At 63.3% G+C, this 25,863-nt stretch carries 31 protein-coding genes; 15 read left to right on the forward strand and 16 right to left on the reverse strand.

The genetic code is table 11. The annotated features are described in order from the left end of the window. Positions 1-133 precede the first annotated feature (133 nt). Entirely contained in the window at positions 134-763 is a 630-nt protein-coding gene (locus AC56QQ_RS20365) for a DedA family protein (protein WP_497123135.1), read from the forward strand. Here AC56QQ_RS20365 and AC56QQ_RS20370 read toward each other — a convergent pair. After that, a complete protein-coding gene (locus AC56QQ_RS20370) occupies positions 760-1,155 on the reverse strand; it encodes a phosphodiester glycosidase family protein (RefSeq protein ID WP_497123136.1) in 396 nt (131 codons plus the stop codon). The two genes, AC56QQ_RS20365 and AC56QQ_RS20370, sit on opposite strands and share 4 nt — an antisense overlap. Between AC56QQ_RS20370 and AC56QQ_RS20375 the strand changes: the two genes are divergently transcribed. Beyond that, entirely contained in the window at positions 1,154-1,519 is a 366-nt protein-coding gene (locus AC56QQ_RS20375; RefSeq protein WP_497123137.1) for a hypothetical protein, read from the forward strand. The genes AC56QQ_RS20370 and AC56QQ_RS20375 overlap by 2 nt on opposite strands. A 93-nt stretch (positions 1,520-1,612) precedes the next feature. Here AC56QQ_RS20375 and uppP read toward each other — a convergent pair whose 3' ends face one another. The 3 genes from uppP to AC56QQ_RS20390 form a co-directional block, all read right to left on the reverse strand. Next, the gene (gene uppP / locus AC56QQ_RS20380; protein ID WP_497123138.1) at positions 1,613-2,485 is read right to left on the reverse strand and encodes an undecaprenyl-diphosphatase UppP; all 873 of its coding nucleotides are present in this window, start codon (positions 2,483-2,485) and stop codon (positions 1,613-1,615) included. A gap of 197 nt (positions 2,486-2,682) precedes the next feature. Then, positions 2,683-2,880, reverse strand: coding sequence for a hypothetical protein (locus AC56QQ_RS20385; protein WP_111542483.1), 198 nt, complete (start codon positions 2,878-2,880; stop codon positions 2,683-2,685). A gap of 154 nt (positions 2,881-3,034) precedes the next feature. Beyond that, positions 3,035-3,433: a GFA family protein gene (locus AC56QQ_RS20390; protein ID WP_497123139.1), complete on the reverse strand. Its 399-nt coding sequence runs from the start codon at positions 3,431-3,433 to the stop codon at positions 3,035-3,037. A 116-nt stretch (positions 3,434-3,549) separates the two neighbouring features. On the opposite strand from AC56QQ_RS20390, the gene AC56QQ_RS20395 reads away from it, so the two are divergent. Then, positions 3,550-4,578 carry an isopenicillin N synthase family dioxygenase gene (locus tag AC56QQ_RS20395; protein ID WP_497123140.1) on the forward strand — a complete coding sequence of 343 codons (1,029 nt, stop codon included), beginning with the start codon at positions 3,550-3,552 and terminating at the stop codon, positions 4,576-4,578. Positions 4,579-4,608: 30 nt separating this feature from the next. Here the strand turns inward: AC56QQ_RS20395 and AC56QQ_RS20400 are convergent, their stop codons facing one another. Beyond that, a complete protein-coding gene (locus AC56QQ_RS20400) occupies positions 4,609-5,094 on the reverse strand; it encodes an SRPBCC family protein (RefSeq protein WP_497123141.1) in 486 nt (161 codons plus the stop codon). A 134-nt stretch (positions 5,095-5,228) separates the two neighbouring features. Beyond that, the gene (locus AC56QQ_RS20405) at positions 5,229-5,477 is read right to left on the reverse strand and encodes a ParB N-terminal domain-containing protein (RefSeq protein WP_489861054.1); all 249 of its coding nucleotides are present in this window, start codon (positions 5,475-5,477) and stop codon (positions 5,229-5,231) included. Between the two features lie 179 nt (positions 5,478-5,656). Here AC56QQ_RS20405 and AC56QQ_RS20410 point away from each other — a divergent pair, with 179 nt between their 5' ends. Then, on the forward strand, positions 5,657-6,103 hold the full coding sequence (locus AC56QQ_RS20410) for an acyl-CoA thioesterase (protein WP_497123142.1): 447 nt from the start codon (positions 5,657-5,659) through the stop codon (positions 6,101-6,103). Here the strand turns inward: AC56QQ_RS20410 and AC56QQ_RS20415 are convergent. Further along, on the reverse strand, positions 6,091-7,050 hold the full coding sequence (locus tag AC56QQ_RS20415; RefSeq protein ID WP_497123143.1) for a LysR family transcriptional regulator: 960 nt from the start codon (positions 7,048-7,050) through the stop codon (positions 6,091-6,093). The two genes, AC56QQ_RS20410 and AC56QQ_RS20415, sit on opposite strands and share 13 nt — an antisense overlap. Before the next feature lie 137 nt (positions 7,051-7,187). Here AC56QQ_RS20415 and AC56QQ_RS20420 point away from each other — a divergent pair, with 137 nt between their 5' ends. From AC56QQ_RS20420 to AC56QQ_RS20460, 9 genes are all read left to right on the forward strand, one after another. Then, entirely contained in the window at positions 7,188-7,970 is a 783-nt protein-coding gene (locus AC56QQ_RS20420) for an ABC transporter substrate-binding protein (protein WP_497123144.1), read from the forward strand. A gap of 61 nt (positions 7,971-8,031) precedes the next feature. Further along, positions 8,032-8,679 (forward strand): amino acid ABC transporter permease, encoded by a 648-nt coding sequence (locus tag AC56QQ_RS20425; RefSeq protein ID WP_497129068.1) that lies wholly within the window; start codon positions 8,032-8,034, stop codon positions 8,677-8,679. A gap of 12 nt (positions 8,680-8,691) precedes the next feature. Then, entirely contained in the window at positions 8,692-9,351 is a 660-nt protein-coding gene (locus tag AC56QQ_RS20430) for an amino acid ABC transporter permease (RefSeq protein WP_497123145.1), read from the forward strand. Continuing rightward, on the forward strand, positions 9,348-10,112 hold the full coding sequence (locus AC56QQ_RS20435; protein ID WP_497123146.1) for an amino acid ABC transporter ATP-binding protein: 765 nt from the start codon (positions 9,348-9,350) through the stop codon (positions 10,110-10,112). The genes AC56QQ_RS20430 and AC56QQ_RS20435 overlap by 4 nt, the downstream gene beginning before the upstream one ends. Positions 10,113-10,120: 8 nt before the next feature. Further along, positions 10,121-11,764 carry a N,N-dimethylformamidase beta subunit family domain-containing protein gene (locus AC56QQ_RS20440; protein ID WP_497123147.1) on the forward strand — a complete coding sequence of 548 codons (1,644 nt, stop codon included), beginning with the start codon at positions 10,121-10,123 and terminating at the stop codon, positions 11,762-11,764. A gap of 1 nt (position 11,765) precedes the next feature. Continuing rightward, on the forward strand, positions 11,766-13,157 hold the full coding sequence (locus AC56QQ_RS20445) for an aminotransferase family protein (protein WP_497123148.1): 1,392 nt from the start codon (positions 11,766-11,768) through the stop codon (positions 13,155-13,157). 3 nt (positions 13,158-13,160) lie between these two features. Then, on the forward strand, positions 13,161-14,090 hold the full coding sequence (gene kce, locus AC56QQ_RS20450; protein WP_256750914.1) for a 3,5-dioxohexanoate:acetyl-CoA acetone transferase: 930 nt from the start codon (positions 13,161-13,163) through the stop codon (positions 14,088-14,090). Between the two features lie 12 nt (positions 14,091-14,102). Further along, positions 14,103-14,618 carry a GNAT family N-acetyltransferase gene (locus AC56QQ_RS20455; RefSeq protein ID WP_489863703.1) on the forward strand — a complete coding sequence of 172 codons (516 nt, stop codon included), beginning with the start codon at positions 14,103-14,105 and terminating at the stop codon, positions 14,616-14,618. Continuing rightward, entirely contained in the window at positions 14,615-15,643 is a 1,029-nt protein-coding gene (locus tag AC56QQ_RS20460) for a histone deacetylase family protein (protein WP_497123149.1), read from the forward strand. Before AC56QQ_RS20455 ends, AC56QQ_RS20460 begins: the two co-directional genes overlap by 4 nt. 15 nt (positions 15,644-15,658) lie before the next feature. Here the strand turns inward: AC56QQ_RS20460 and AC56QQ_RS20465 are convergent, their stop codons facing one another. From AC56QQ_RS20465 to AC56QQ_RS20475, 3 genes are all read right to left on the reverse strand, one after another. After that, the gene (locus AC56QQ_RS20465) at positions 15,659-16,927 is read right to left on the reverse strand and encodes a cysteine desulfurase-like protein (RefSeq protein WP_497123150.1); all 1,269 of its coding nucleotides are present in this window, start codon (positions 16,925-16,927) and stop codon (positions 15,659-15,661) included. Positions 16,928-16,975: 48 nt separating this feature from the next. After that, positions 16,976-18,043 (reverse strand): aldo/keto reductase, encoded by a 1,068-nt coding sequence (locus AC56QQ_RS20470; protein WP_497123151.1) that lies wholly within the window; start codon positions 18,041-18,043, stop codon positions 16,976-16,978. A 118-nt stretch (positions 18,044-18,161) separates the two neighbouring features. Next, the gene (locus tag AC56QQ_RS20475; RefSeq protein ID WP_497123152.1) at positions 18,162-18,635 is read right to left on the reverse strand and encodes a hypothetical protein; all 474 of its coding nucleotides are present in this window, start codon (positions 18,633-18,635) and stop codon (positions 18,162-18,164) included. A gap of 397 nt (positions 18,636-19,032) precedes the next feature. Between AC56QQ_RS20475 and AC56QQ_RS20480 the strand changes: the two genes are divergently transcribed. Further along, positions 19,033-19,197, forward strand: a complete 165-nt coding sequence (locus tag AC56QQ_RS20480) for a hypothetical protein (RefSeq protein WP_081294290.1) — start codon at positions 19,033-19,035, stop codon at positions 19,195-19,197. Positions 19,198-19,251: 54 nt separating this feature from the next. Here AC56QQ_RS20480 and AC56QQ_RS20485 read toward each other — a convergent pair whose 3' ends face one another. Continuing rightward, positions 19,252-19,758 (reverse strand): DUF1993 domain-containing protein, encoded by a 507-nt coding sequence (locus AC56QQ_RS20485; RefSeq protein ID WP_497123153.1) that lies wholly within the window; start codon positions 19,756-19,758, stop codon positions 19,252-19,254. A gap of 139 nt (positions 19,759-19,897) precedes the next feature. Between AC56QQ_RS20485 and AC56QQ_RS20490 the strand changes: the two genes are divergently transcribed. Beyond that, complete coding sequence (locus tag AC56QQ_RS20490; RefSeq protein WP_497123154.1) at positions 19,898-20,950, forward strand: DUF1176 domain-containing protein; 1,053 nt, start codon at positions 19,898-19,900, stop codon at positions 20,948-20,950. Between the two features lie 30 nt (positions 20,951-20,980). Here AC56QQ_RS20490 and AC56QQ_RS20495 read toward each other — a convergent pair whose 3' ends face one another. Genes AC56QQ_RS20495 through AC56QQ_RS20515 form a run of 5 tightly spaced genes read right to left on the reverse strand, consistent with a single transcriptional unit; the run spans position 20,981 to position 25,855 of the window. Further along, positions 20,981-21,871, reverse strand: a complete 891-nt coding sequence (locus tag AC56QQ_RS20495) for an alpha/beta hydrolase (protein WP_497123155.1) — start codon at positions 21,869-21,871, stop codon at positions 20,981-20,983. Positions 21,872-21,903: 32 nt separating this feature from the next. Then, positions 21,904-23,514, reverse strand: a complete 1,611-nt coding sequence (locus AC56QQ_RS20500) for an NTP transferase domain-containing protein (protein ID WP_497123156.1) — start codon at positions 23,512-23,514, stop codon at positions 21,904-21,906. Next, complete coding sequence (locus AC56QQ_RS20505) at positions 23,511-24,215, reverse strand: XdhC family protein (protein ID WP_497123157.1); 705 nt, start codon at positions 24,213-24,215, stop codon at positions 23,511-23,513. The genes AC56QQ_RS20500 and AC56QQ_RS20505 overlap by 4 nt, the downstream gene beginning before the upstream one ends. Positions 24,216-24,221: 6 nt before the next feature. Next, complete coding sequence (locus AC56QQ_RS20510) at positions 24,222-24,560, reverse strand: XdhC family protein (protein WP_497129070.1); 339 nt, start codon at positions 24,558-24,560, stop codon at positions 24,222-24,224. A 44-nt stretch (positions 24,561-24,604) separates the two neighbouring features. Further along, positions 24,605-25,855 carry a vWA domain-containing protein gene (locus AC56QQ_RS20515; protein WP_497123158.1) on the reverse strand — a complete coding sequence of 417 codons (1,251 nt, stop codon included), beginning with the start codon at positions 25,853-25,855 and terminating at the stop codon, positions 24,605-24,607. Between the last annotated feature and the right edge of the window lie 8 nt (positions 25,856-25,863).

Raw genomic sequence — 25,863 nt, forward strand, 5'->3', positions numbered from 1 at the left:
GCCGCCGACACGATCCCCGCAAAGGCACCCGATGATTGCATTGCAGCGACTGGACCCTGCCCTCCTGCTCGCCATCCCTGCAGGCGCCTGCTCGACAGTGGCAGCTGAGTAGCGTTTTCATCACGGAGCCGGCGTGCAATCCTTCATCGATCAAAGTGTTTCTTTCATCGAGACGCACCAGGCCTGGGCCGGTGTCATCGTAGGGCTGCTGGCTTTCGGTGAATCGCTGATCCTGATCGGCATCTTTTTGCCTGGCACCACCGTGCTGGTGATCGTCGGCGGCTTGGTTGGTGCAGGCATCGTCGCGCCGTTGCCCGTTCTGCTCGCCGCAATGATCGGGGCAGCACTTGGCGACACTATCTCCTATCTTCTCGGCAAATGGCTGGGACGCGGTGTCGTCCACAAATGGCCGCTCAACCGCTACCGCCGCGAGATCGCCAGGGCACGCCTGTTCTTCCGGCGCTATGGTTTCGCCGCGATCTTCGCCGGCCGCTTCTTCGGTCCGGTGCGCGCCACCGTGCCGCTGGTCGCGGGCATGATGGGCATGAACCGGCGCCTGTTCCAGATCGCCAACATCCTGTCGGCGATCATCTGGGCGCCGGTCGTGCTGTCGCCGGGATGGCTGGTTGCCAAGGGCGCCGGCGGTTTCGCGGAGCCCGGCGCGACCAGCCGGTTCGGCATGGCGGCGATCGCGGCCGTGACGGTGATCATCGTCGCCGTGGCCGTCGTCAAGCTCCGCGGCAGGCGCGACGCGCGACACTAGCCCTTCCTGAAGACACCGATCATCGGCCCCAGGTTCCAGTAGTCATCGTTGCGGCCGATCGCCGGCGCAAGCAGGCTTGATATCGTGCCGTCGAGGAACAGCGCGTTGTCGCAGCCGAGCGCATCGCGAAACAGGCGGGCGAACGCATGGAAGGTCACCGTGCCGTTCGAAATCGCGAAGATGGCGACACCGTCCTTGCGCACCCCGACACCGTCGCGGATCTTGCGCGAGGCGCTGTCGGCCAGGAACTTTGGATGCAGACGGCCATCGATCACCAGCATCGGCCCGGATTGCGTCGCGTAGTCGACGGGCGGCCGTGCTCTGAGGAAATCCCTGGTCGAACGGACCGCGGCCTTGCCGCCGCTCATGTAGAAAATGCCGTTCGGCTGCATGGAAAAATTGCCACGAACCGACCTTCGCGGATGTGATTTCCTGGCCATGCTCGACATAGAGACCAACCGGATCAAGGTTCGGGTGATACATGCCGGCATTGATGGCAAACAGCATCGTGCGCCCTGCCGCCTGTTGCGAGGCATGGAGATTGTGCAGCGACTGAAAGGGCTTGCCCGCCGGATCCTTCCAGAACAGTTCGATCGCATAGCGTTTCGGGTCGACCTCGCAAACAAGATAGCTGGTCGCCTCAAAGGCCACGTCCCGGCATGGCGGCAGCGAGGCGACCCATTGGCCAAAGCCCATGCCGAGTGCCGCCACCGACGGCAGCGCGCCCTTGGCCAGCGCCAGCAGCAGCGGCATTGATTGGAGGAGGGTCAAGAGATCCATGCGCGTACCGGGATCGAACTTCAGGGTCCGGTACGGGTATAGCCCGTTTCAAGCGATACTGTGGAAGCCCTAGACGAGCCACCCCATGGCGACGCTCAACAGCAGGACGACACCAAGCACGCCGCGATAGATGACGAACGGCCAGGCCGAGAAGCGCTCCAGCACGCGCATCAGGCCCCATATGGCGAAGAAGGCGGAAACCGAGGCGACGACCAATCCCACCGACAGCACCGACCAGCCGTGGGCGTCGAGATGGACCTTGTGCAGTTCCCAAAGTTCCTTGAGACCGGCGAGTGCAATGGCGGGCAGCCCGAGCAGGAACGAGAAACGCGCCGCCTCGGCCCGCTTGAAGCCGAGCCCCAGTGCTGCCGTCAGGGTCGAGCCCGAGCGTGAGACGCCGGGAATCAGCGCGCCGATCTGGGCGACGCCGACAAGCAGCGCATCGGTTAGCGACGCTTCGCCGATGGTGCGCCGGTGGCGGGCGAAAATCTCGGCCAACGCCAGCAGGATCGCCATCGCGATGCAGGCCCAACCGATGACCGTCAGGCTGCGCAGCGGCGAATTGCAGGCGTTGAGCACGCCCGACAGCGCCACTCCGGCGATAACGATCGGGATGGTCGCCAGCACGATCCACAGCGCCAGCCTGAAGTGCTGGTTGGCGAAATCGCGTCGCGTCAGAGCGTTGAGCGAACCAAACAGGATGTCCCTGACATCGCTCCAGAAATAGCTGACCACCGCGGCAAGGGCCGCCAGCTGCATGGCGGCGGAAAAGGCGGAACCCGGATCCTGCCAGCCGAGCACGGCCGGCACGATGCGCATATGGGCGGTCGACGAAATCGGCAGCAATTCGGTGATGCCTTGCACCACGCCGAGAAACGCCACCTTGGCGAATCCCAAACCGACGAAGCCGGTGTCCACGCCTTGAGTACACATTCCGGCCATGTCGAATTCCGTGCGAGAGATCGAACTTGCGCGGGACCAACCGGTGCCGGTCAGCCCCGCGGGAGCCTTACCGTCATGCAGCGGAGAATCAATTTACGGATTTGTAAGCTTGGCGCCGCCGCGCCGAAATACGCGTCATTCCACAGCGGAGGCCCACGGGCCGGCCGTGTTTTCATTGGGGGACAATCGCAACGCGATTACGGGCACAACCAGAGTTTCTGGCAGGTCCTGGCGATCACATGCGCCGGCGGCACAACCGGCTCATCGACGGAAGGCCGGCGAACCCGTTCGAGCAGCATGCGCACCTGTTCCGGGCGCACACGGTCGCGCTCCATCACAAGCAGGACCATCGGATCGCTCAAAAGCTCGTCCAGGGTGCTGATGCTGTCGTTCATCCGTCGTCTCCTCGAATGCCGGGCCCGCACCTGCTAGATAGGGAGACAATGATGGCCCGCCAATGACGCTTTGCCGGCTATCTCGTGTCTCTTTGGATCAAATTTTGGTCAGACTTGCGCGCTCCCTTCCCACCTCGCGAGAGAAAGCAAGAACCTAGTTCGGCGGCGGTGCGCCGTCATATTGCGGCAGGCCGTCATCGAGCATCACCCAAGGCTGCTTCGAAGCCGTGAAAATATGCATTTGCGGCTTGAAGACCGTGGGATCATCGAGCGAACCGGTGGTGATGCCGATGATGCCGACGGAATCGCGCCGGGAAAACATCGTTGTGCCGCAGCTTGGACAAAAGCCCCGCTTGAGGTCCGGCGACGTGTTCACCGTCGCCAGCGGCCCCTCGATCGTCACATCGTCGATACGAAACAGCACGCGCGCGTTGAAGGCGGCGCCGATCGCCTTCTGGCACAGCCGGCAGTGGCAGATGCGTTCGTTGATGGGGTCGGCGTCCGCGCGATAGCGCACCGCCTTGCACAGGCATCCGCCCTCATATCTTGCCATTGCCCGGATCCATTGGTGGAGTGAATGAGCGGCAAGGTAGCGGCGGGGCCGATTGGGTCAATTGAAAAGCTTTGATACAACGTCATCGATTATCGTGATGCGGAGGACCTGAAGCCATGACGCCAGACATCGAAACCTTGGGCATCGCAGCCCTGTTCGGGCCGCCCTCGCCCGCCCGCGACCACACCGACGCCAGGATCATGGCCGCCGCCGCTGGCATCGGCTTCATGGCGGTCCGGAACTTTCCCGGCGATGACTGGCTGACGCCGGACAAACGAGCACAATTGCTGCGCATCTTCGCGCTTCCCGACGCGGAGAAGCAGAAATTGCTGCGTTGGAATTTCGACCGCACGAAGAAGAACGTCTATCGCGGCTGGTTCCCGCTGCAGCCGACGGCCGTTTCCTACAAGGAAGGAATCGACATGGGACCGGATCTTGCCCATGCGGCTGATATCCTGGCGTCCGACGATCCGCTCCGCGAGCCGACACCCTTGCCGGCCGAAGAGGCCCTGCCCGGCTGGCGCACGGCGGCGGCGGATTACTATCGCGCGATGGAAGCGGTCGGCAACGCGCTGATGCGCTCGATCGCCCGCGGGCTTGGCCTGCCGGAAACGATCTTCGATGGCTATTTCGAGCACGGCATCTCGACGCTGCGCCTGATCCGCTATCCCCTGCGTGACGCCAACGCGGGCGTCGATACCAGCGGGCCGGAATTCTCGATCGTCCACAAGGGCGAGACGCGCACCGTCATCGGCCGCGAGCATGCCGATTCCGGCTTCGTCACGTTGCTTGCGCAGGACGGCGTCGAGGGTTTGCAGGCAAAGAACCTGGCCGGCGAATGGATCGACGTGCCGCCGGCCGACGGCACGCTGGCGGTCAATTTCGGCCAGTTGCTGGAGCGCTGGACCGGCGGGCGTGTCCGGGCGACGCGGCACCGGGTGATTGCGCCGAAGACAGCGCGGTTCTCGATCCCGTTCTTCTACGAACCGCGCGTCGACGCCGAGATCGCGCCGTTGCCGCTGAGCGATACGGAGCCCTTCGAGCCGTTTCTCTATGGCGACTATCTCTGGGACTCGGCGACGAACTTCGTCGAGATGAGTGGCATCAAGCATCTCAGGCAACCGCGCCGCGCCAAGGCTTCCTGAGCCGGGCGCGGCCGTCGGGGCAGTCCTGTATCAAAGCGTTCTGGCGAGCTCTTCAAGCTGGTCCGTGCACTGGCCCCAGCCCACGTGGAAACCCATCTTCTCGTGCTGTTCGCGGTCAGCCACGCTCCAATGCCGAACGCGGGCGACGTAGCGGGTCCTGCCCTCGCCTTCATCCTCGAAGGTCAGCACGCCGGTCATGAACGGGTTTTCCGATGGTTCCCAGGCCTGGGTGTAGGCATCGGTGAACACGATCTTCCTGCCGGGAATGACGTCCAGGAAGACGCCGGGATTGGGAAACTCATTGCCGTCGGGGCCAGCCATGACGACAAGGCTCGAGCCGCCGGTGCGCACATCCATTTCGGCGCGCGGCGTCGTCCATGGTTTCGGCGCGAACCACTGCGTCAGGAGCCTGGTGTCGGTCCAGCAGCGATAGACGTTCTCGCGCGGCGCATCGATGATGCGGGCGAGAACCAGTTCGCGATCATTGGCAGGGGCGATGTCGAGCTCGGTGGTCATGACGGTATCCTCGTATCTGGTTGACCTGGCTTGCGCCCCAAGGACGAGCCGACAAAACGCGAACCGACACCGTCAGCGAACAAATTTCGCGACAACATCCTTGCCGCGTCGATCTGGTGGGGAAGAGGGAAGCGTCAGTGGCGCTTGGCTTGCACCAGGTAAGCGTCGATCTCGGTCTCGCCGAGCCACTTGGCCGCTTCCAGCCGATGCAGGCCTTCGACGAGGATATGGCGCTTGCCGTCATGGCGGACCTGGATCGGCGTCTTCATGCCATTCTCCAGCATGTCCTCGGCCAGATGCCGAACCGTCTCCGGATGCAGCGTCTTCTTGCGCGCTGTCGGCACGTAGATATCGTCGACCTTGACCTTCTGGACTCTGAGCATGCCTATCCCCGTGGCGGAAAACGCCGCCCCTCTGAGATAGTCCGTTTGCGGGAGCCGGCCAAGGGCGCGGCTAACGAATACCTAGCCCATATAGTCGGTTTGCCTGTCGTCGCGCATTTCGATATTGCGTGTCCGCAATCGCGGACGGCACGATCCGGCATGGCCACGGAGCAATCCCCATGAGCAAATCTCTCGTTACCTTCGTCGGCGTCGCCCATCCCTGGATGTGCGATGTGATGGGGCACATGAATGTGCGTCACTACGCGGCGATGTTCGACGATGCCAGCTTCCAGCTTCTCGGCCATATCGCCGGGCAGGACGGCAACCAGCCACCGCAAACCGGATGGGCCGATGTGCGCACCGAGATCGACTATCGGCATGAAACGAAGGCCGGCTCGCTCATCACCATCCGTTCGCATATCGTCAAGATCGGCCGTACGTCCGTCACCTTCGAACAGGTGATGTCGGGATCGCTCGACGGCATTGTCCATGCCTCGAGCCGGACGACCTGCGTGCGCTTCGATCTTACGGCGCGTGCCTCGGTGGCGCTGGACGAGCCGATGCGGAGCCGCGCGGCGGCCTTCCTGATTGAGCAGCCAGAAGTTACGGCCGGTCAACCGTTGTAGATGCGGTCCTCGATCGGCGTTTCGGCGATCAGCGCCTGCAGTCCTGACAGCAGCGCCTTCTCGGCGCGATTCATCGCCTTGTCGGGATTGACCAGCAGGAAGATGTCGATAGCGGGTGGCGCGTCGTAGGGCGGCAGCCGCCACAGCGTCCCGTCGGCCACGTCGCGCCGCGCGACATGCAACGGCAGCGGACCGATGCCGAGCCCGGCGACGATCATTCGCCGTACCTCCTCCAGGCTGGAAGACACGCCGACAACATCGGCGTTCAGCCGGGCCTCGCTGCGCAGCAGCGCGACCGGCCGCAGCGCGTCCGAAATATGGTCGGTCTGGAACGATACGGAGGGCTCGCCCCGCAGATCCGCCAGCGTCAGTCCGGTTTGCCCGTAGAGCCTGTGCTGCGGACCGCAGAAGAAGCCGAAGAACTCGCGATACACCATTGCGTATTCCAGCGCCGGATCGCGCTGGCTGACCAGGCAGATGCCGAAGGAGGCGCGGCGCTCCCTCACCTGCTTGGCCACTTCGGTGCTTGCCGCGACCGAGATGGTGATGCTGGCGCGCGGGTAGTTGCGGTGAAACTCCGAAAGCGCCTGGTCGAACAGCGGCGAAACGACATGGCTGGCGGTGGCGATCATGACGTGGCCGGTGACGTCGTCGCTTATGCCCCGCATCAGCAGCGGCAGCTGCGATATGGTGCCGAACACCTCGACGCTTTGCTCATAGAGAAGCCGCCCGACCTCGGTGAGTTCGAAGCGTGTCGCATCGCGTTCGACCAGCCGCCGGCCAACCCGGTCTTCCAGCCGCCGTAGCGCATTGCTGACGCTTGGCTGCTTGAGGTTCAGCCGCTCGGCGGCGCGCGTGATGCTCTTTACCTCGGCGATGACAACGAATGTCCGCAGAAGGTTCCAGTCCAGATCCCAGACCAGCCGTTCGGGGCGAGGCAAAGCCATTCCTGATATCTATGCTCCCTATTCCCATTATCTATTTGCGCAATGCATGCGCAAAGGCAATCATTGAAGTCAGGAAAGCGTCCCCGCGCCTCCCAAGAACAAGACTTCGCGCTCCATCCAGAGGACAAGGACACCAGATGAACAGAGTATTTTCCGGCATCGCGGTTGCGGCACTGCTGCTTGCGTCGACCTTCACGACAGCGTCGGCCAGGGCCGACGACCTTGAGAAGATCAAGGCGGCGGGCGAACTGAAGATTTCCATGAGCGGCCAGTATCCGCCGTTCAACTTCGTCAATGACCAGAATAAGGTCGTCGGCTTCGACGCGGATATCGGCAAGGCCATCGCCGAGCGCATCGGCGTCAAGGGCACCATCATCACCACGGCCTGGGACGGCATCATCGCCGGGTTGCTTGCCAACAAGTACGACACCGTCGTCGGCTCGATGACGATTACGCCAGAGCGCGAGAAGGTGGTCGATTTCGTCGGCCCATACTACCACGCTGGCCGCGCCGTTTTTGTGAACGAGGATTCCAAGGTGCAGGGCCTCGACGATCTCAAGGGCAAGACCCTTGGCGTGACGCTGGGCGAGACGCATGAGAAATGGGCCCGCGAACAGGGTGGATGGGACATCCGCACCTACAAGGGCCTGCCGGAACTACTGCTCGAATTGAAGGCCGGTCGCGTCGACGCCATCGTCGTCGACAACATTCCGGTCATGGTCGCCGTCAAGGAGACGGGCGAGAAGGTCCGCAAGCTCGACACGCCGAACATTGAAGGCGGCAGCGTCGCCATCGGCATCGCCATCCGCAAGGACAATCCGCAGCTGAAGGCGGCCATGCAGAAGGCGCTGGACGACATGATGGCTGACGGCACCTACAAGAAGATCTCCACGCAGTGGGTCGGCAGCGACATCCGCTGACCCCTATGGGCTCCTGGCGGCCCCAAAGCCGCCGGGAGCACTCCTCTTGCTGGGCTATTCCATGGATTTCTCCTTGATGCAGCGCGTCTTCCCGTTCTTCGTGGAAGCCGCGCTGGTGACGATCGAGATCACAGTGCTGGCCCTGATCCTGGGCCTAGCAGCCGCGGCACTGGCCGCGGCCGCCAAGATGTCGAGGTCCGCGATCCCGCGGGCCATCGGCACCCTCTATGTCAGCCTGTTTCGCGGCACGCCCTGCCTGATCCAGCTCTTCGTGCTCTATTTCGGCGGCCCGCAAATCGGCATCAATCTGGATCCGTTCGCGGCAGGCGTCATCGGCCTCGGCCTCAACATCGGCTCCTATATGGCGGAATCGATCCGCGGCGCGCTGGTCGCGGTCGACAGAGGCCAGACCGAAGCCGCGCGCACAATCGGCTTCAGCCGTTTGCAGACGTTGCGCAAGGTCGTGCTGCCGCAGGCCGCGCGGCTGATGATACGGCCGCTCGGCGTCAATACGGTCGCTCTGTTGAAGGGATCAGCACTGGTGTCGACAATTTCGGTCGTGGAACTCACCTACACGGCCCAACGCTTTATCGGCTCCACCTATAAGCCGTTCGAGATCTTCGGCGTTGCCGCCCTGCTCTACATGATCATGGTCTACGCCGTCTCCCGCATCGTCGATTTGCTCGACAAGCGCTTCGCAATCGTCTGATCGGAGAGCGCGATGCAAGGTCTCGATTTCACCGTCGTCGCGCCCTACTGGGACCTCTTGCTGACTGGCGCCTGGTGGACCGCGCTGCTCACGGTCTCGGCAGGAGCGCTCAGCTTCGTCTTCGGTATTCTGTTCGCGGTCACAGTGCTCTACGCGCCGTTGATCGTCGCCTATCCCGTGCGTGTCTTCATGTGGGTCTTCATGGGCACGCCGCTGCTGCTGCAGCTCTTCCTGATCTATTTCGGCCTGGTGCAGATCGGCATCGACATTCCCGCCCTTGCCGCCGGCATCGTCGGGCTTGGCCTGCATTTTGCCGTCTACAATGCAGACGTCATCCGCGCCGGCATCGTCGCCGTCGATGTCGGCCAGACGGAAGGCGCACGCAGCATCGGCTTCGGCAAATGGCGGACGCTGCGCTACGTCGTGATACCGCAGGCTATCCGCAACACGGCCCCGCCGATCGGAAGCAACCTGATCGCGCTGCTGAAAGAATCCTCCATCGTCTCGGTCATCGGCATCGCCGAGCTGGTTCATTCGGCCCAGCAGGCGATCAGCGAAACGTTCCGGCCGTTCGAATTCTACATCACGGCGGCGGCGCTCTACTATATTCTCAACCTCGTGCTCGAAGCAGGTCTGCGTCGGTTCGAACGGAACGTGGAGGTTTCCCGATGAGCTTGCGCCAGCCAATGGTCGAGGTTCGTGGCGCGCGCAAATCGTTCGGCGCCGTTGAAGTCCTCAAAGGTATCGACCTGTCGGTCGAGCGTGGGCAGATCGTGGCGATCATCGGGCCAAGCGGCTCCGGCAAGAGCACGCTGCTGCGGTCCATCAACCATCTGGAATCGCTCAACGGCGGCGAAGTCTGGCTCGACGGCGTTCAGGTCAACCAGCCGCTTCGTGGCCAGGCTTTCGAACGGCACATCAACAAGGTGCGCCAGCAGATGGGCATGGTGTTTCAGCACTTCAACCTGTTCCCGCATCTGACCGTGATCGAGAACATCACGATGGGACCAGTGATCCTGAAAGGCATGCCGAAAGCCGAAGCCCGTGCGCTGGCGCTTGCTCTCTTGTCCAAGGTCGGGCTTGCCGACAAGATCGACGCCTATCCCTCGCGGCTTTCGGGCGGACAGAAGCAGCGGGTGGCGATAGCCCGTGCGCTGGCGATGCAGCCCAAGGTGATGCTGTTCGACGAAGCCACCTCGGCGCTCGATCCCGAACTCGTCGACGAAGTCAACGCGGTGATGAAACAGCTTGCCGCCGAACACATGACCATGCTCATCGTAACGCATGAGATGCGCTTTGCCGGCGAAGTGGCGGACAGAGTACTGTTCATGGACGGCGGCGTGGTGGTGGAAGAAGGCCCGCCGGCCGACATCTTCCGCGCGCCGCAGAAAGAACGCACCCGCACCTTCCTCAAGAAATACCTTTCCGCCTGAGTACGATGATGACCAGATTGATCACGGAATTTCCCGATTTCGGACTGACGCCGGAGCAGCGCCGGCACGCGGTACGCGGCCACTATTATGAATGGCCGGGCATGGATGGCGAGCGCGGCGAGATCTGGTGCTACAGCGACCGCTTTTCCTATCGCGCTGGCGAAACGGTGGCGTTGCATGTCAGTTCAACGGCACCGGCGTTCAGCATGACGATTGTCCGCGACGGCGGCAGCGAAACCAGGGTGTTCGAGAAAACGGGCATCGCTGCGCGCTGGCAGGACACGCCCGACCAGTGCTCGGCCGAGGGTTGCGGCTGGGAAGTTTCGTTCGAATTTCCCGTCGGGAGCGATTGGCCGTCCGGCGCCTACCGGGTGACGCTGACCGCCGATGGCCGCGACGGCAAGCCGATCCAATGCCACCATATTTTCATCGTCGCTCCCCTGCCCGGCAAGAAACCCGGCCGTGTGCTGCAAGTGGCGGCGACGGGAACCTGGCTTGCCTACAACACCTGGGGCGGCTCCAACCACTACCAGGGCATTACCGGACCGGATCGCAACCAGTATTCGCCCATCGTGTCGACGCAACGCCCTTGGTGCCGTGGCTTCGTCGTGCTGCCGAAAGATGCACCGCGCGTGCCGCTGGAAGTCGCCGTGCCGCCGAAGACGATACCGCGCTATCCGCATATGGAGTGGGCGCTCGCCACCGGTCATTCGAAGAAATACGCCTCGTCGGGCTGGGCCAGCTACGACAGCCACTTCTTCCGCTTCGCCGAACGGGCTGGCTATGCCGTCGATCTCGTCAGCCAGCACGATCTGCATTTCTCGCCTGATATTCTCGACGGCTACGACTGCGCGGCTTTCGTCGGTCACGACGAATACTGGACATGGGAGATGCGTGATGCCGTCGACCATTATGTCGAACGCGGCGGCCATGCGGCGCGCTTTGCCGGCAATTTCATGTGGCAGACGCGGCTGGAGGACGAGGGCCGTCGGCAGGTCTGCTTCAAATACCGCGCCCGTGCCGAGGACCCAGCCTATCTCCAAGGCGGCGACGTCACCCGCGCCACCAATTCCTGGGAGGCGCCGGAAATCGGCCGGCCGGGTTCGGCGACCTTCGGGCTCAACGCGACGCGTGGCGTCTACACCGGCTGGGGCGGCTGTGCGCCGCGCGGCGTGCGCGGCTTTCCGGTCTACAGGCCGGAGCATTGGGCCTTCGCGGGCACCGGCATCTATTATGGCGACCTGCTCGGCTCCGACAGCCATGTCTATGGCTATGAGGTCGACGGGCTCGACTTCGAGATCCGCGGCGGCCTGCCCTACCCCACCGCCACCAGCGGTGCTCCGGATGGCCTGCAGGTTCTCGCCGTCGGCATGGCCAGCCAGGTGGAGGAAAGCGCCGATATCCCGATCGAGGACCAGTTCCTCACCGACGAGGATGGCCGCTTCACCGCCGAGACGCTGTTCGGCGAGGCGAGCGACGCCAACCTGGAAAAAGTCAAACGCGGCAATGGCATGATCGTCAATTTCCCGCGCGGCAAGGGCGAGGTGTTCCATGCCGGAAGCTGCGAATGGGTGGCGGGCCTGCTAAGACAAGATCCGATGGTCGAACGCGTCACCCAGAATGTCCTCGATCGTTACCTCAGAAAGTCCTGACATGTCCAAAGCCCTTCCCCAGACCGCCGCCGCCAACACCGACGCCCGGCCACCTTCGCATCTGTTCTACCTGTCCAGCCTGCGCCGGCCGCTGATCGACCGCGCCGAAGGCATCTATATGTGGACGCAGGACGGCCGCCGCTTCATCGACGGCTCGAGCGGCCCGATGGTCGCCAATATCGGCCATTCCAACCGCAACGTGCTCGACGCGATGAAACGGCAGATGGATCGTGCCACCTTCGCCTATCGGCTGCATTTCGAAAACGAGCCGGCGGAGGAATTGGCGCGGGAACTGGCCGGCAAGCTGCCGGAAGGCATGGACCGTATATTCTTCGTTTCGGGTGGCTCGGAAGCGACGGAGTCCTGCATCAAGCTGGCGCGGCAGTGGGCGGTCGCCACCGGCCGGGCAAGCCGCTGGAAAGTGATCACGCGCTTCCCCTCCTATCATGGCGGCACCTTGGGTTCGCTCTCCATTACCGGCGACGATGCGCTGGCCGAGACCTTCACGCCGATGATGCGGGTGATGCCGACCGTGCCGGCGCCGACCGCTTGGCGTGACCGCGACAATCTTTCGATGGAACAGCGCGGCATCCGCTATGCCGACATGCTGGAGGAGAAGATCCTGGCCGAGGGTCCAGACAGTGTGGTTGCCTTCATCATGGAACCGATCGGCGGTGCGGCCACCGCGGCGCTGGTGGCGCCGGACAGCTACTATCCGCGCATTCGTGAGATCTGCGACCGCTACGGCATCCTGCTGATCCACGACGAAGTGATGTGCGGCGCCGGCCGCACCGGAAAATTCCTCGGTGGCGACCACTGGAACTGCAAACCCGACATCGTCGCACTGTCGAAGGGGCTGGGCTCGGGCTACGCGCCGCTTGGCGCGCTCGCCGCACCGATGCGGCTGGTGCAGCCGCTGCTCGCCTCGGGCGGATTCCAGCACGGCCACACCTACGCCGGCAACCCGCTGGCCTGTGCCGCCGGGCTTGCCGTGCTCGGCGAAATGGATCGGCTCGACCTGATCGCCAATGCGGCTGCCATGGGCGACGTGCTGATGGACGGGCTGAAGGGGCTGGCGAAGCGGTTTCCGTTCATCGCCGACGTGCGCGGCAAGGGCCTTCTCACGGGCGCCGAGATGGTTGCCGATCCCGAGACCTTGAGACCGATCGACCAGAACAAGAAAGCCACGCAGCGGCTGCTCGACCTCGCCTATGAGCGCGGACTGATCATCTACGGCCGCAGGGTCAAGGGCGGCGTCGACGGCGACAATTTCATGGTCGCGCCGCCGATGATCGTCACCACGGAGCAGGTCGGCGAGATCGTCTCCATTATCGGCGACTCGCTGGAAGTTCTGGCCGCCGAACTCGACCTGCCGGTCGCAGGCCAGGGGTAAGAAATGGCGCCGCGTAAAGTCATCATCACCTGCGCCGTTACCGGCTCGGTGCACACGCCGTCGATGTCGCCGTATCTGCCGGTGACGCCGGACCAGATCGCCACCGAGGCAATCGCCGCCGCCGAAGCCGGTGCCTCCATCCTGCATCTTCATGCCCGCGATCCCAGGGATGGGCGGCCGACCGCCGATCCGGACGTGTTCATGCAGTTCCTGCCGCGCATCAAGCAGGCTACCGACGCGGTGATCAACATCACCACCGGCGGCTCCTCGCTGATGACGTTGGACCAGCGGCTGGCGGCGCCGCTTCGGGCCGAACCCGAAATGTGCTCGCTCAACATGGGCTCGATGAACTTCGCGCTGTTTCCGATGCTCGACAAGCCAAGGGAATGGCAGCATGAGTGGGAGCCGAAGCTGCTGGAAGCCACGCGCGACACCATCTTCAAGAACACGTTCGCCGACATGGAAGGCGTTCTCGAGAGGCTGGGCAAGGGCTGCGGCACGCGCTTCGAATTCGAGTGCTACGATGTCGGCCACCTTTATTCGCTGGCGCATTTTCGCGACCGGGGGCTGGTGACAGGACCGCTGTTCATCCAGTTCGTGCTGGGCATTCTGGGCGGCATCGGCGCCGATCCGGACAATCTCGTCCACATGAAGCGGATCGCCGACAAACTGTTCGGCGACAGCTACCAGTTCTCGGTGCTGGCCGCCGGCCGCAATCAGATGCCGCTGATCTCGATTGCCGCGGCAATGGGCGGCAATGTCCGTGTCGGGCTGGAGGACAGTCTCTATGACGGCCGCCAGTTGGCGAAATCCAATGCCGATCAGGTGCGCCGCATCCGTGGCATTCTCGATGGTCTGTCGCTGGAGGTTGCCACGCCCACCGAAGCGCGCGACATGCTGGCTCTCAAGGGTGGCGACCGGGTGGCGTTCTGAGATACGATCGTGATCAAACCAACATCCAATGACGTCCTCATCCGCCCCGGCCGGATCGACGATGTCGAAACGATCCACGCGGCGATCCTGAAACTCGGCACGCACATCGGCGCGCCCGAGGAAATCATCTCGACAGCGGACGATCTCAGAACCTACGGCTTTGGTGAAAAACCGGCCTTCTCGACACTGATTGCCGAAGTCGGCGGCGAATTCGCTGGCCTGTGCCTCTATTTCCCGATCTTTTCGACCTGGATGGGGCGGCCTGGCGTCTATGTGCAGGACCTCTATGTCGAGGACCGGTTTCGCGGCCGCAAGATCGGCGAGCGCCTGCTGCGGCGCGTCGCGGCGCAGTGCCGAGAGGAAGGCGGCGTTTATCTCCGACTGTCCGTCGACAGCGACAATGAGGGCGCCAAGGCCTTTTACGAAAGGCTGGGCATCGCCTGGTCGAGCTATGAGCAGACGCAGAAGATCGTCGGCAAGGCCTTTTTTGCCTTCGCCGACGCGCCGGAGAATGGGGAGCAGGAATGAAAGCCTTCTATGCGGAGGAGCAAAAGCGCCATGACCCCAAGGCGTTCCTTTCGAGCGGTGCCGCGCAGCCCAATCCCGAAAAACCGGAGCGGGTCGAAAGATTGTTAGCCGGTGCAAAATCCGCCGGCTGCACGATCGAGCGGCCGCGCAGGCACGGGCTCGGTCCGGTCGCGGCGGTGCACACGCCGGAGTATCTCGATTTCCTCGAACACATCTATACGCGCTGGCAGCGCATCGAGGGCGCGTCGGCGGAAGTGATCCCCAACATCCATCCGATCGCGCGCAGTGGCTCCTACCCGGCCTCGGCAGTCGGCCAGGCCGGCTACCACATGGCCGACACCGCCTGCCCTATCTCGGGAGAAACCTGGCAAGGCGCGCTGTGGAGCGCCTGGAGCGCGGTCGAAGCCGCTGAAGCCGTGATGGCAGGCGCACCGGCCACCTATGCGCTGTGTCGCCCGCCAGGCCACCATGCGTTTGCCGATGTCGCCGGCGGCTTCTGCTTCATCAACAATTCGGCGGTTGCGGCCCAGGTTCTGCGCAAGACGGCATCGCGCGTGGCGATCCTCGATGTCGACCTGCATCACGGCAATGGCACGCAAGGCATCTTTTATGCACGGCCGGATGTGCTCACCGTCTCGCTGCATGCCGACCCGGTGCGTTTCTATCCATTCTTCTGGGGCCACGCCGACGAACGCGGCGAAGGGCCGGGCCTCGGCTACAATTTCAACCTGCCTCTGCCGCGCAAATCTGCCGACGCCGCGTTTCTCGGGGCGCTTGAGGTTGCGTTCCAGCGCATCCGTGCCTTCTCACCAGACGCGCTGGTCGTGGCGCTCGGTCTTGACGCGTTCGAGGGCGACCCGTTCGGCGGGCTTTCCGTAACCACGCCAGGCTTCTCGCGCATCGGCGAGGTCATCGCCAAGCTCGGCCTGCCGACGGTCATCGTGCAGGAAGGTGGCTATCTCTGCGACGAACTCGGTGACAACCTCACCGCATTCCTCACCGGCTTCGGCGGCAAGGCGCGGTGAAGATCCAAGCTGGCCTCAGGAGCGCTGCTGCCTGAGCATGGCGATCACCCGGTGCACGCTCTCCAGCGTCTCGTCGATTTCGGCTGCCGTGTTGTAGTGGGCGATGCCGATGCGCACGACGCCATGCTCGGCCGGGATGCCGAGCTGGTGGACGATCTCCCACGCGTAGTTATGGCCGGACCACAGGAAGATGTTTTCGGCGTTCATCTGCCGAACGATCGTCTCCGGCACGATGCCGTCGACGGTGAAGGAAACGGTCGGTACGCGATCACTGACCCGCTTCAGATCGGTGATGCCATGGATGGTCAGGCCTGAAATATCGGACAGGCCATCGATCAGCCTTTGCGCCAGCGGGTTCTCGTAGGCGATCGACACTGCGAACGCCCTGGCAATCTTCTGCCTTCGCGATCCCTTCTCGCCTGCCGCCGCGCCCAACTCGGCAAAATAATCGACCGCGGCCGTGAGGCCGGCCATCAGTTCGATCTGCGGTGTTCCGAGTTCGAAACGCTCTGGCAGGCCGTTTGACGAGCAGCGGCATTTGTAGGGCTTCAGACCATCGATGATGTCACGCCGGCCCCACAATATGCCCATGTGCGGACCGAAGAATTTGTAGGCCGAGCAGATCAGGAAATCGCAGCCGAGGTCCTGCACATCGATCAGGCCATGCGGCGCGAACTGCACCGCATCGACATAGACCAGAGCGCCTGCCTGTTTTGCGATCGCGGTCAGCGCCTTCACGCGATTGATCGAGCCGGTCAGGTTGCTGGCATAATTCAAAGCGACCAGCCGCATCTTCTGCGACAGCAGCCCGGCCAGCGCCGCCTCCTCGACCTGCCAGCTCCTTTCGTCGAAAGGCAGCCAGCGCACGACGAGACCAAGGTCCTCGGCAAGTTGCAGCCAGGGCGACACATTACCCTCATGGTCCATGCGGGTGAGGATGATCTCGTCGCCCGGCTTCATCGTCCGGCCGAGCGTACGCGACATGTGGTAGGTCAGCGTCGTCATGTTGGCGCCGATGATGATTTCCTCGGGGCTCACCGCACCGAGGAAATCGGCCATCGCCTGATGCGCCTCGTCGACGACAGCTTGAGCGGCGATCGTCGTTTCGAAATAGCCGCCGAGATTGGCATTGGTGGTGAGCAGGCAGCGCGACACCGCATCGGCCACCGCCTGTGGCACCTGCGTGCCGGCGGGGTTGTCGAGGTAGATGCGCCGCCGTCCTTTGTCGTTCAGGGAGAGAGCGGGAAACTTTCCACGCACTGCCTCGATAGGAAAGTCCACCATTGTCTCCACCCCTTTGTTACTCCTCTTCAATTCCGCACTCTGGTCCGATCAGGGACAGGGATTGCCGACCCGCTGGTGAATGGCATCCACCGCCTTCTGCATCTCTTCGGTCCAGGCGACGTCCACGGAAGACAGCGCCATGTCGAGCTGCTCGACACTGGTGGCCCCGACAATGTTCGACGTGACGAAGGGCCTGCTCGACACATAGGCATTGGCAAACAGCGCCGGTTCCAGACCAAAGGAGCGCGCCAGTTCGTTGTACTCAAGCTGTGCCTCGGCGGCATTCGGCGTCTCGTAGCGCTGGCCGCGGTTGAACAGCTGCGAACGCGAGCCCTGCGGGCGCGCGCCATGGTCGTATTTGCCGGTCAGGTAGCCCTGCGCCAGCGGCGAATAGGCGAGCAAGGACACCCGTTCGCGCTCGCAGACTTCGGCGAGGTTCACCTCGAAGGTGCGGTTGACGAGATTGTAGGCGTTTTGGATCGACGCGACGCGCGGACCGATCCCTTTGTCGGCCTCGGCAAGAAACCGCATCACGCCCCAGGAGCTCTCGTTCGACAGGCCGAAATGACGGATTTTTCCCGCCTTCACCAATTCATCGAAGACGGCAAGCGTCTCGGCGATCGGCGTTTCGTTGGTCGGGGCGCCGTCGGCATCGGCGCGCCGAGCCACCGCCCCGACACGCGTCGGATTGGCGCCCCAGGGAATATCCCGTTCCGGCCAGTGGATCTGGTAGAGGTCAAGATAGTCGGTGCCGAGCTTGGCCAGCGACTTGTCGATGGCATCAAAAATATCCGCACGCACCAATTGCGAGGGTCGGTCGCCACGAAACCAGCTGTTGGCCGTGCGGCCGACGACCTTGGAGGCAAGGATCACCTTGTCGCGATTGCCCTTGGCCTTCATCCAGCTGCCGATGATCCTTTCCGTTCGCCCTTGCGTCTCCGCCTTGGGCGGGATCGGGTAGAGTTCGGCGGTATCGATGAAGTTGACGCCGCGCGAGAAGGCGAGGTCCATCTGGGCGTGGCCTTCGGCCTCGGTGTTCTGCTGGCCCCAGGTCATCGAACCCAGGCATATCTGGGTAACAAGGAGATCGGTCCGACCGAGACGGCGTTTGTGCATGGAATTCTGCTCCGGAGGGAAGGCTGGCGCGGCTGCGCGGGGAGGAAGCCGCACCTTACAGGAAAGCAGAGGCGCTCTCCAAGCCTTGGCAAGCCGACTTTTGCGTGAACCGAAGCGTTTAGCGGCGAGTGCCGGCCAGCGCGCGGCGCTTGGCCTCGTCGATCAGCATGTTGGCCACCTGCATCCGGATCATAGCGCGCTGGCGCAGATGCGGCGCGACACGATCGGGGTGGTTGGCGAAGGCAAAGCTGCGGCGCATGCGGCCGAAATCGGCGAGCTGTTTCGGCTGATCAAGGCCGAGTTCGACGGCGATCGATTCCGGATCGATCGGCGGCAATTTTTCCTCGGGCTTTGATTCTTCGCCTGCGAGAGCCAGCTTGGCGTGGTCGAGCAAGGCGGCGAATTCGGTCGCCAGATCAGCGCCAGCCTCGCGATATTCGGTGGTAAAGCCGCTGCCCGAAACCTTGATGCGGCCGGAATGGAGCTCGTCGGCAACGGAGAGATAATCGAACGGGATCGACGGACGAGCGCCGGCCTCGTCGCCCTCAATCGCCTCGCTCTTGTCGGAGGCGACGAAGAGGTCGTCGAGCAACGAAGCGAAATCCCGCTTGGCGGTGGTAGCGATGTCAGCCTCCCTCTAGCCCGACCATGCGAGCTTCAGAGCATAGAACCGGCTCGTTAAAAATGCATGCCATCGATGTTGACGAATTTAGCCGTCCCCAGACCGCTGCTCGGGCAGTTGTCGTCCTCTAACAAAAAGCCGGACTGCATTTTCATGCAGTCCGGAATTCGCCAGGAGTGGCGAGGAAAAGCCGGCCATGTGCCAGCGTTCAAGCCTACGGTCCGTGCCGGGCAAAAGTTTCACTCGGTCGCGCAAATACGGCCGAAAAAAATCACCAGCACATGGCAGGCATGCAAATGCTGCACTGCACAATTGTCACGATTCATCTATATTGGCAGCCGTGGAGGACCAATCAGGAGCCTGAATCATGGGTTTCTTCACTGAAATGTTCGCCCGGCCGCGCCCGCAGGAACATCTTAGGTATCGCGCGGCACTTGCGTTGCTTCATTCGATGAGCAACGCGGACCGTGCCGACATCGGCATCAAACCCGCCGATTTTCCGCGCATCGCACGCGCAATGTCCATTCGCTAGACGCTTGCCAGGGTTTCCCGGCTGTTGCCGGGAAACCTCGACGGCCCGCAATCGTCAGCGCGTTCCCAGGAATGTCGCCTTGCCCAGCGGTACGCCATTGTGGCGAAGGATGTCGTAGGCGGTGGTGAGGTGGAAATAGAAGTTGGGCATGGCCAGATGCAGCAGATACTGCATGCCAGCCATCGAGGTTTCGCGTCCGCCAAGCTTCAGTTCGATCACTTTGTTATCGGAGCCGTCGATGTCGGCGGCCGAAAAAGTCGCCAGATGCGCGATCGTCTTGGCGATCCTCGCCTCCAGATCGGCGAAGCTCGCTTCATTGTCCTCGTATTTCGGCACTTCGCGGCCGGCCAACCGCGACGGTGCCCCCTTGGCATGGTCGGTGGCGATCTGCACCTGCCTGGTCAGGGCGAACATGTCGGGCGCGAGCCGCGCCGTCAGAAACACCTGCGGGTCGATCTTGCGGTCAAGGGCATTCTGTTCGGCTGCCGCCAGCACGTGGGAAAGCGCTTTCAGTCTTGCCGAAAACACTGGCACGGAGGCCTCGTACATCGATATCGTCACGTCAAATCTCCTGTCCGGTCGGAACGCCGGAGGACAGGACCTAGCGCCTTCATGCACGATTCTTCAAGCGCCCTGACACCGCGTCACCACGCTGCCGCAATCGCCATAGTAGAGTCTCCCTATCGAGCGGAGATTCCCGATGAGACGCGCCCTTTTCGCAGCGACTGCCTTTCTCTCCCTTGCCACCATCGGCCAAAAAGCACTCGCCGCCGAAGATACTACCGAAGCACCCTATGTGGACGATCGGTCGAGCGCCGACGCGGTCATCCGGTCCCTCTACAGCGCCATCAACCGGCATGAATTCGCTCGCGCCTGGGGTTATTTCGGAGAGACCAAGCCGGCGAAGGACTTCGACAGTTTCGTCAAGGGTTATGACGGCACCGACAAGGTCGAGGTCGAGACCGGCAGCGTCTCCGACGAAGGCGCGGCCAGCAGTATTTTCTACAACGTGCCTGTCGCCGTCCGTGCCACGGACAAGACCGGCGGCGAAAAGGTCTTTGCCGGTTGCTACACGCTGCGCCAGGTGAATGCGCAGATCCAGGCGGCGCCGCCCTTCGATCCGATCCACATCGAAAAAGGGGCGTTGAAACCCTCCACTGCCGATTTCGAGGCAGCTCTGCCACCGAGCTGCGGCGACGGGCCACCGCCACCGAAGAAGGACGCGGCGCTGGAGCAGGCCAAGAAGGCCTTTCTGGCGACCTATGGTACCCAGTGCGACAAGAACCTTCTCGCCAATGAGCCGGATACTTTCTCGATCAAGTACAAGGACAAGGATGCGGCGGCCAGCGACCCCGAAAGGGAAACACGGCTTTTCCATTTCTCCTGTTCGGCCGCCGCCTACAATGAAAGCTCCATCTACTACATAAGCGACGATATATCCGGCGTAAGGCAGTTGCAGTTCACCGAACCGGAGATGGATATCCGCTACGTGAACAACGACAGCGAAGGCAAGGTCGAATCCATGCATATCATCGGCTTCCAGACGACTGGCTGGGCGACCAACTCGGACTATGACCAGGATGCGCACACGATCACCACCTTCAACAAATGGCGCGGCGTCGGAGATGCCTCGTCATCGGGCACCTATCTGTTCCGCAATGGCGATTTTTCGCTGGTTCAGTACGATGTCGACGCATCCTATGATGGCGAGGAGAACCCGCAGACGGTCGTCGACTACAACACCGCGCCCTGAAGGTCGGACGGGGCTTCCGGGCAGCGTTGGTCAGGGCGCCTTCGACAGCATCCAGTTCAATGTGCCGCGCCAGTCGGTCATGCGGATCGGCGTGCCGTGCGTGCCCGTCTCGAAACGGACGAAGCGGGTCGGGTAGCTCTTTGTCTTGGCCAGTATCGAGCGAAAGAATGCTTCCTGGGTTGCCACGGGAAAAACCACGTCATGGCTGCCCTGGCCGAAGAACACCGGTACGCGGCGCTTGAAGGCGGGACTGGCGAAAAAACTCTCGTCCCATAGCGAGCCGAGCAGCAGCAAGCCGTTGATACGGCCACCGGTGTCCTTGCGGGCGGCGAGCTTCCAGCATAGAGCGCCGCCCATCGAGCCGCAGGCGACGAAGATTTTCGCGCCCGGCGACTGATGGGCATAGTGATCGATCAGCGCCGCGACCTGCGCGGCGCCGGTATCGCCGAAATCCGGAAAGTCAGGTGACAGATAGAGGCCGCCATTTTCGGCCATCAGGTTCTTGAGGCGATTGAAATTGCCACCGAAGGTGAAGTCGTCGACGCCTTGCTTGCGGCTGCCACCCTGCCCATGCAGATAAAGCACGATGATGCCGGCACCCTCGGTCTTGCCAACGGCAACATGTCTGACATCGCCGGCATCGGTCTTTAGCAGCAGATCCTGCTGCACCTTGCGCACGCCGGTGTCGGTGTATTGAGGGTGCACGCGGCGCTCGGGCACCTCGTCGCGCTGGTTGATGTCGCGCATCTCGCGATAGTCGATGACGGTGTAGGCGCCGTTGGTGTCGGACGAGAGCATGGCCGGATAGGCGAAGAGATCGTCCTTGAAGGGTTTTAGCGACAGCGTCTGACCTTGGGCGGCCGACGACACCAATGCTGCCGCGGTTGCAAGGACACAGAAAAATCGGAACCGGAAAGACATCCAGCAGGCATGCGTAATTCGGCTTGGGTTTGTCAATCCTGTAGGACGCCGCCGGCACCTTCGAGCGCTTCGCGGGTATCGACGTCGACAGACGCCGCTTCGCCGATCTCGACGTCGATGACATCGAGCCCCTCGGCCTCGACCAGATGCCGCGCGCCGGTATCGCCTTCGAGATGGGCGATCGCCGGAAACAGCGAGCGTGGCAACAGCACCGGGTTGCCGCGCTTGCCCTGGTGCGAGGCGCGGACCACCGAATTGCCTCCGGCCTTGCGGAACGCATCGACCAACCTGTCGAGGTCATCAGACGAGACACCCGGCATGTCACCGAGAACGATCATCACGCCGGCGGAGTCTTCAGGCAGATAGGCAATGCCGGCTTTCAGCGATGTGGACAGGCCGTCGGCAAAATCGGGATTGTCGGCGAAGGTCAAATCCAGCCCCGCAAGCGCCGCGCGCACCCGCTCGCGCTGATGGCCGGTGACGACGATCGTGCCCGAAGCCTTCGAGCCGAGTGCGCGCTCGGCGGTGCGGCGCACCAGCGGCTTGCCGTCGAACAGCGCCAGGAGTTTGTTCGGCCCGCCCATGCGGCTCGACCGCCCCGCCGCCAGCAGCACGATCCCGACCTTGAGCTGGCTTTTTTGCGGCAGCGGTTCGCGCGGCTGCGGCCGCGTCGGGATTTCCATCAACAACCCGCCGACGCCCATGCCGGCGATGTCGCTCGCGGTGACGTCGAGGCCGGCAACCAACCGGTCGAGCACCCAGTCGAAGCCGTTCTCCTTCGGGCTGCGGGCGCAACCGGGCGCGCCGATGACGCGCTTGCCGCCAAGCGTGCCGAGCACCAGCAGATTGCCGGGATCGACGGGCATGCCGGCGCGGATAACAGTACCACCGGCCCTTTCGATCGCCGCCGGAACGACGTCGGAGAAATCGCTCATCGCCGAGGCGCCGAAAATCACCACCAGGTCGTTGTCGCGCGCCAGCGAGGCCGCGGCCTCCGCCACCGGTGCGATCTCATGTGGCGTGCGGCGCTCCGCAGTCAGCCTGCCGCCGGAGCGCGCCAGCCGCGCTTCGGTGACGCGAAGCGTCTTGTCGAGCACACTCGGCTTGATCCCCGGCAGCACCGTCTGGATGACGCCGACGCGCACTGGTTGATAGGCGTTGACGGCAAAGATCTCGCCCCCGGCGCAGATTTTCATGACCGCATCGACCAGGGCAGAGCCGACGGCGAAGGGAATGATCTTCACAGTCGCGACCATCTGGCCTTTCTCGACCGGCGCATGCCGAGCCAGCGTTGCGATGGTGATGGTCGGATCGACGGCGTTAATGGCGTCGATCATCGCCACGTCGACGGTGAAGATGCCGGCCGCCTCAGCATGGAGGTTAACCCGGCCGGTGGCCGCGGGCTTTGCCTCGACATTGCGATGGCGCATGCTGGCGGCGATCTTTTCGGCTGCCGCATCCTCGCCGAGATCATCGGGGGCAAGCACGGCGGCGACGACTTCGGTGATCCCGGCGGCTTTCAGCTCCGACAAATCATCCGCGCTCAGGCGGTGCGCCTTGCGGAAGCGCCGCTCTCCGGCGGTGGTGGCATGAGCCAGCACCGCCCCCTCAGCCGCCTCAATCGGTATCGGGCCGAATTTCACGCCGCCGCGCCCTTGACGTCGAGGCCGCGCGAGCGGAAGGCATGGATGGTCTGAGCGAGAACGGCGACAGCGATCTCGGCCGGGCTGGCGGCACCAATGTCGAGCCCGATGGGGGCGTGAATACGGGCGATCTGGTCGGCGGTCGCGCCCAGCGCCAGCAAGCGTTCGACGCGCTTGGCGTGTGTCTTGCGGCTGCCAAGCGCCCCGACATAGAAACAGTTGGCGTCGAGCGCCGCCTTCAGCGCGAAATCGTCGATCTTCGGATCATGGGTGACGGCGGCAAGTGCCGTGTAACTGTCGAGCGGCTGGCGCTTCAGCACATCCTCCGGCCACTCGGCATGCAAGGCAATATCGGGAAAGCGCTCGGGCGTGGCGAAGGCCGTGCGCGGATCGATGATCTCGACAGGGTAGCCGGCGATTTTTGCCATCGGCGCCAGCGCCTGGCTGATATGGACCGCGCCGATCACCACCAGGCGCGGCCGCGGCAGGTGCGCATTAAGAAAGAAGGTCCGCCCTTCGGCCCCGACCGAACCGGAATTACCGGTGCGGAACGCCTTGGCGATCGCGGCGCCGAGATCACCGGCGACCTGATCGCCTTCGCGCACGATGCGGTCGCGTCCATCACCAAGGTCGGTGACAAGGATCGCCGCGCGGCGGGCGCGGCGTTCCGCGTTGAGGGTTTTCAGCGCATAGGGATCCATCGCAGATCAGCCCAGTCTTTCCACGTACACCTTGATGCGGCCGCCACAGGACAGGCCGACCTGCCATGCGGTTTCATCGGCAACACCAAATTCCAGCATCCTGGCCTTGCCGCTGTCGATCACGTCGATCGCTTCGGCCACCACCGCGCCTTCGACGCAACCGCCCGAAACAGAGCCGTGGAAATTGCCGTCGGCGTCGATGACCAGATGGCTGCCCACGGGGCGAGGCGCCGACCCCCAGGTCTCGACCACCGTGGCGATGGCCACGTCCTTGCCGTCCTTCATCCAGCCCTCGGCTATGACAAGTGGGTCGCGGGCTTCATCGAGATAGATGCTGTTTTCCATGACCGTTTCTCTAAGAGTCTGTTTTTCGGGTAGGAAAGATATGGCTATGCGGCGTGCCTCGCGCCAGCGTCCATCCATCGGCGTGGATCCACGGATTGCGCCGATGTCTTGTCGAGCGACGCGCAGAGATCGGCAAGCGCATCAAGGTTGTGCACCGAGCGGAATTCGTCGACATGCGGCAGCATCGCCTTGACGCCGCGGGCACGTGCCTGGAAACCGTCAAAGCGCAGCAACGGGTTCAGCCAGATCAGCCGCCGGCAGGACTTGTGTAGGCGCTCCATTTCTTCCGACAGGCCGGCGACATCGTCGCGTTCCAGCCCGTCGGTGATCAGAAGCACCACCGCGCCCTGCCCCAGCACACGCCGCGACCACAGCCGGTTGAACTCGGCCAGCGTGTCACCGATGCGCGTGCCGCCCGACCAGTCCTTCACCGCCGCCGAACAGTCGGCAAGTGCGGCATCGGGATCGCGGTGGCGCATCTGCCGGGTCAGATTGGTCAGCCTGGTGCCGAAGACGAACGTGTGCACGCGCCGGCGCTTTTCGGTCAGCGCATGCAGGAAATGCAGGAAGATGCGCGTGTATTGGCTCATCGAGCCGGAAATGTCGGCCAGCACAACCAGCGGCGGGTGAACTTCGCGCGGTGAGCGGAATTTCGGCAGGATCAGGTCGCCGCCGGTTCGCGCCGCCGAGCGCATCATGGCGCGCGGGTCAATGCGGCGGCCATGCGCGTCGGCTTTGAAACGCCGGGTCCTCACCATGTCGAAGGGCAAGCGCAGCCTAGCGATTGCCTTCCTGGCATCCGCCATCTCGGCGGCGTTCATTTGGGCAAAGTCCTTGCCGCGCAGCACCTCGTTGCCAGAGAAGGTGAAGCGGGCATCGACCTCGATCTCCGGGATTTCCTGGGCCGGCTGGTTCTTCTGATGGCCCTCGAACATCGCCTGGCTGACGCGATTCTCGGCGGCGCGCGGCTTCTGCTTCTCCCTGACGTCAGGCGCCACCGGCGAAAACATCGCCAGCATCTTTTCGATCAGTTCGCGTGACTTCCAGAACAGCCGGAAGGCTTCATCGAAAATGGCGTGATCCTCGTGCCGCGAAACAAGCACGGCGTGCAGCGTCCAGTAGAAATCGTCGCGCGAGCCGATGCCGGCAACCAGCACCGCCTCGATGGCGTCCTTGACCGAAGCCGGCCCGACCCGCATGCCGGCCTTGCGCAAGGTGCGGGCGAAATAGACGATGTTGTCGGCGATACGTCCGTCCGGCCGGGCTTCCTTGGGTTCGGGGCGGGACACCGGCATGGCGCTAC

Source organism: Mesorhizobium sp. RCAM 05099 (genome assembly GCF_059683685.1).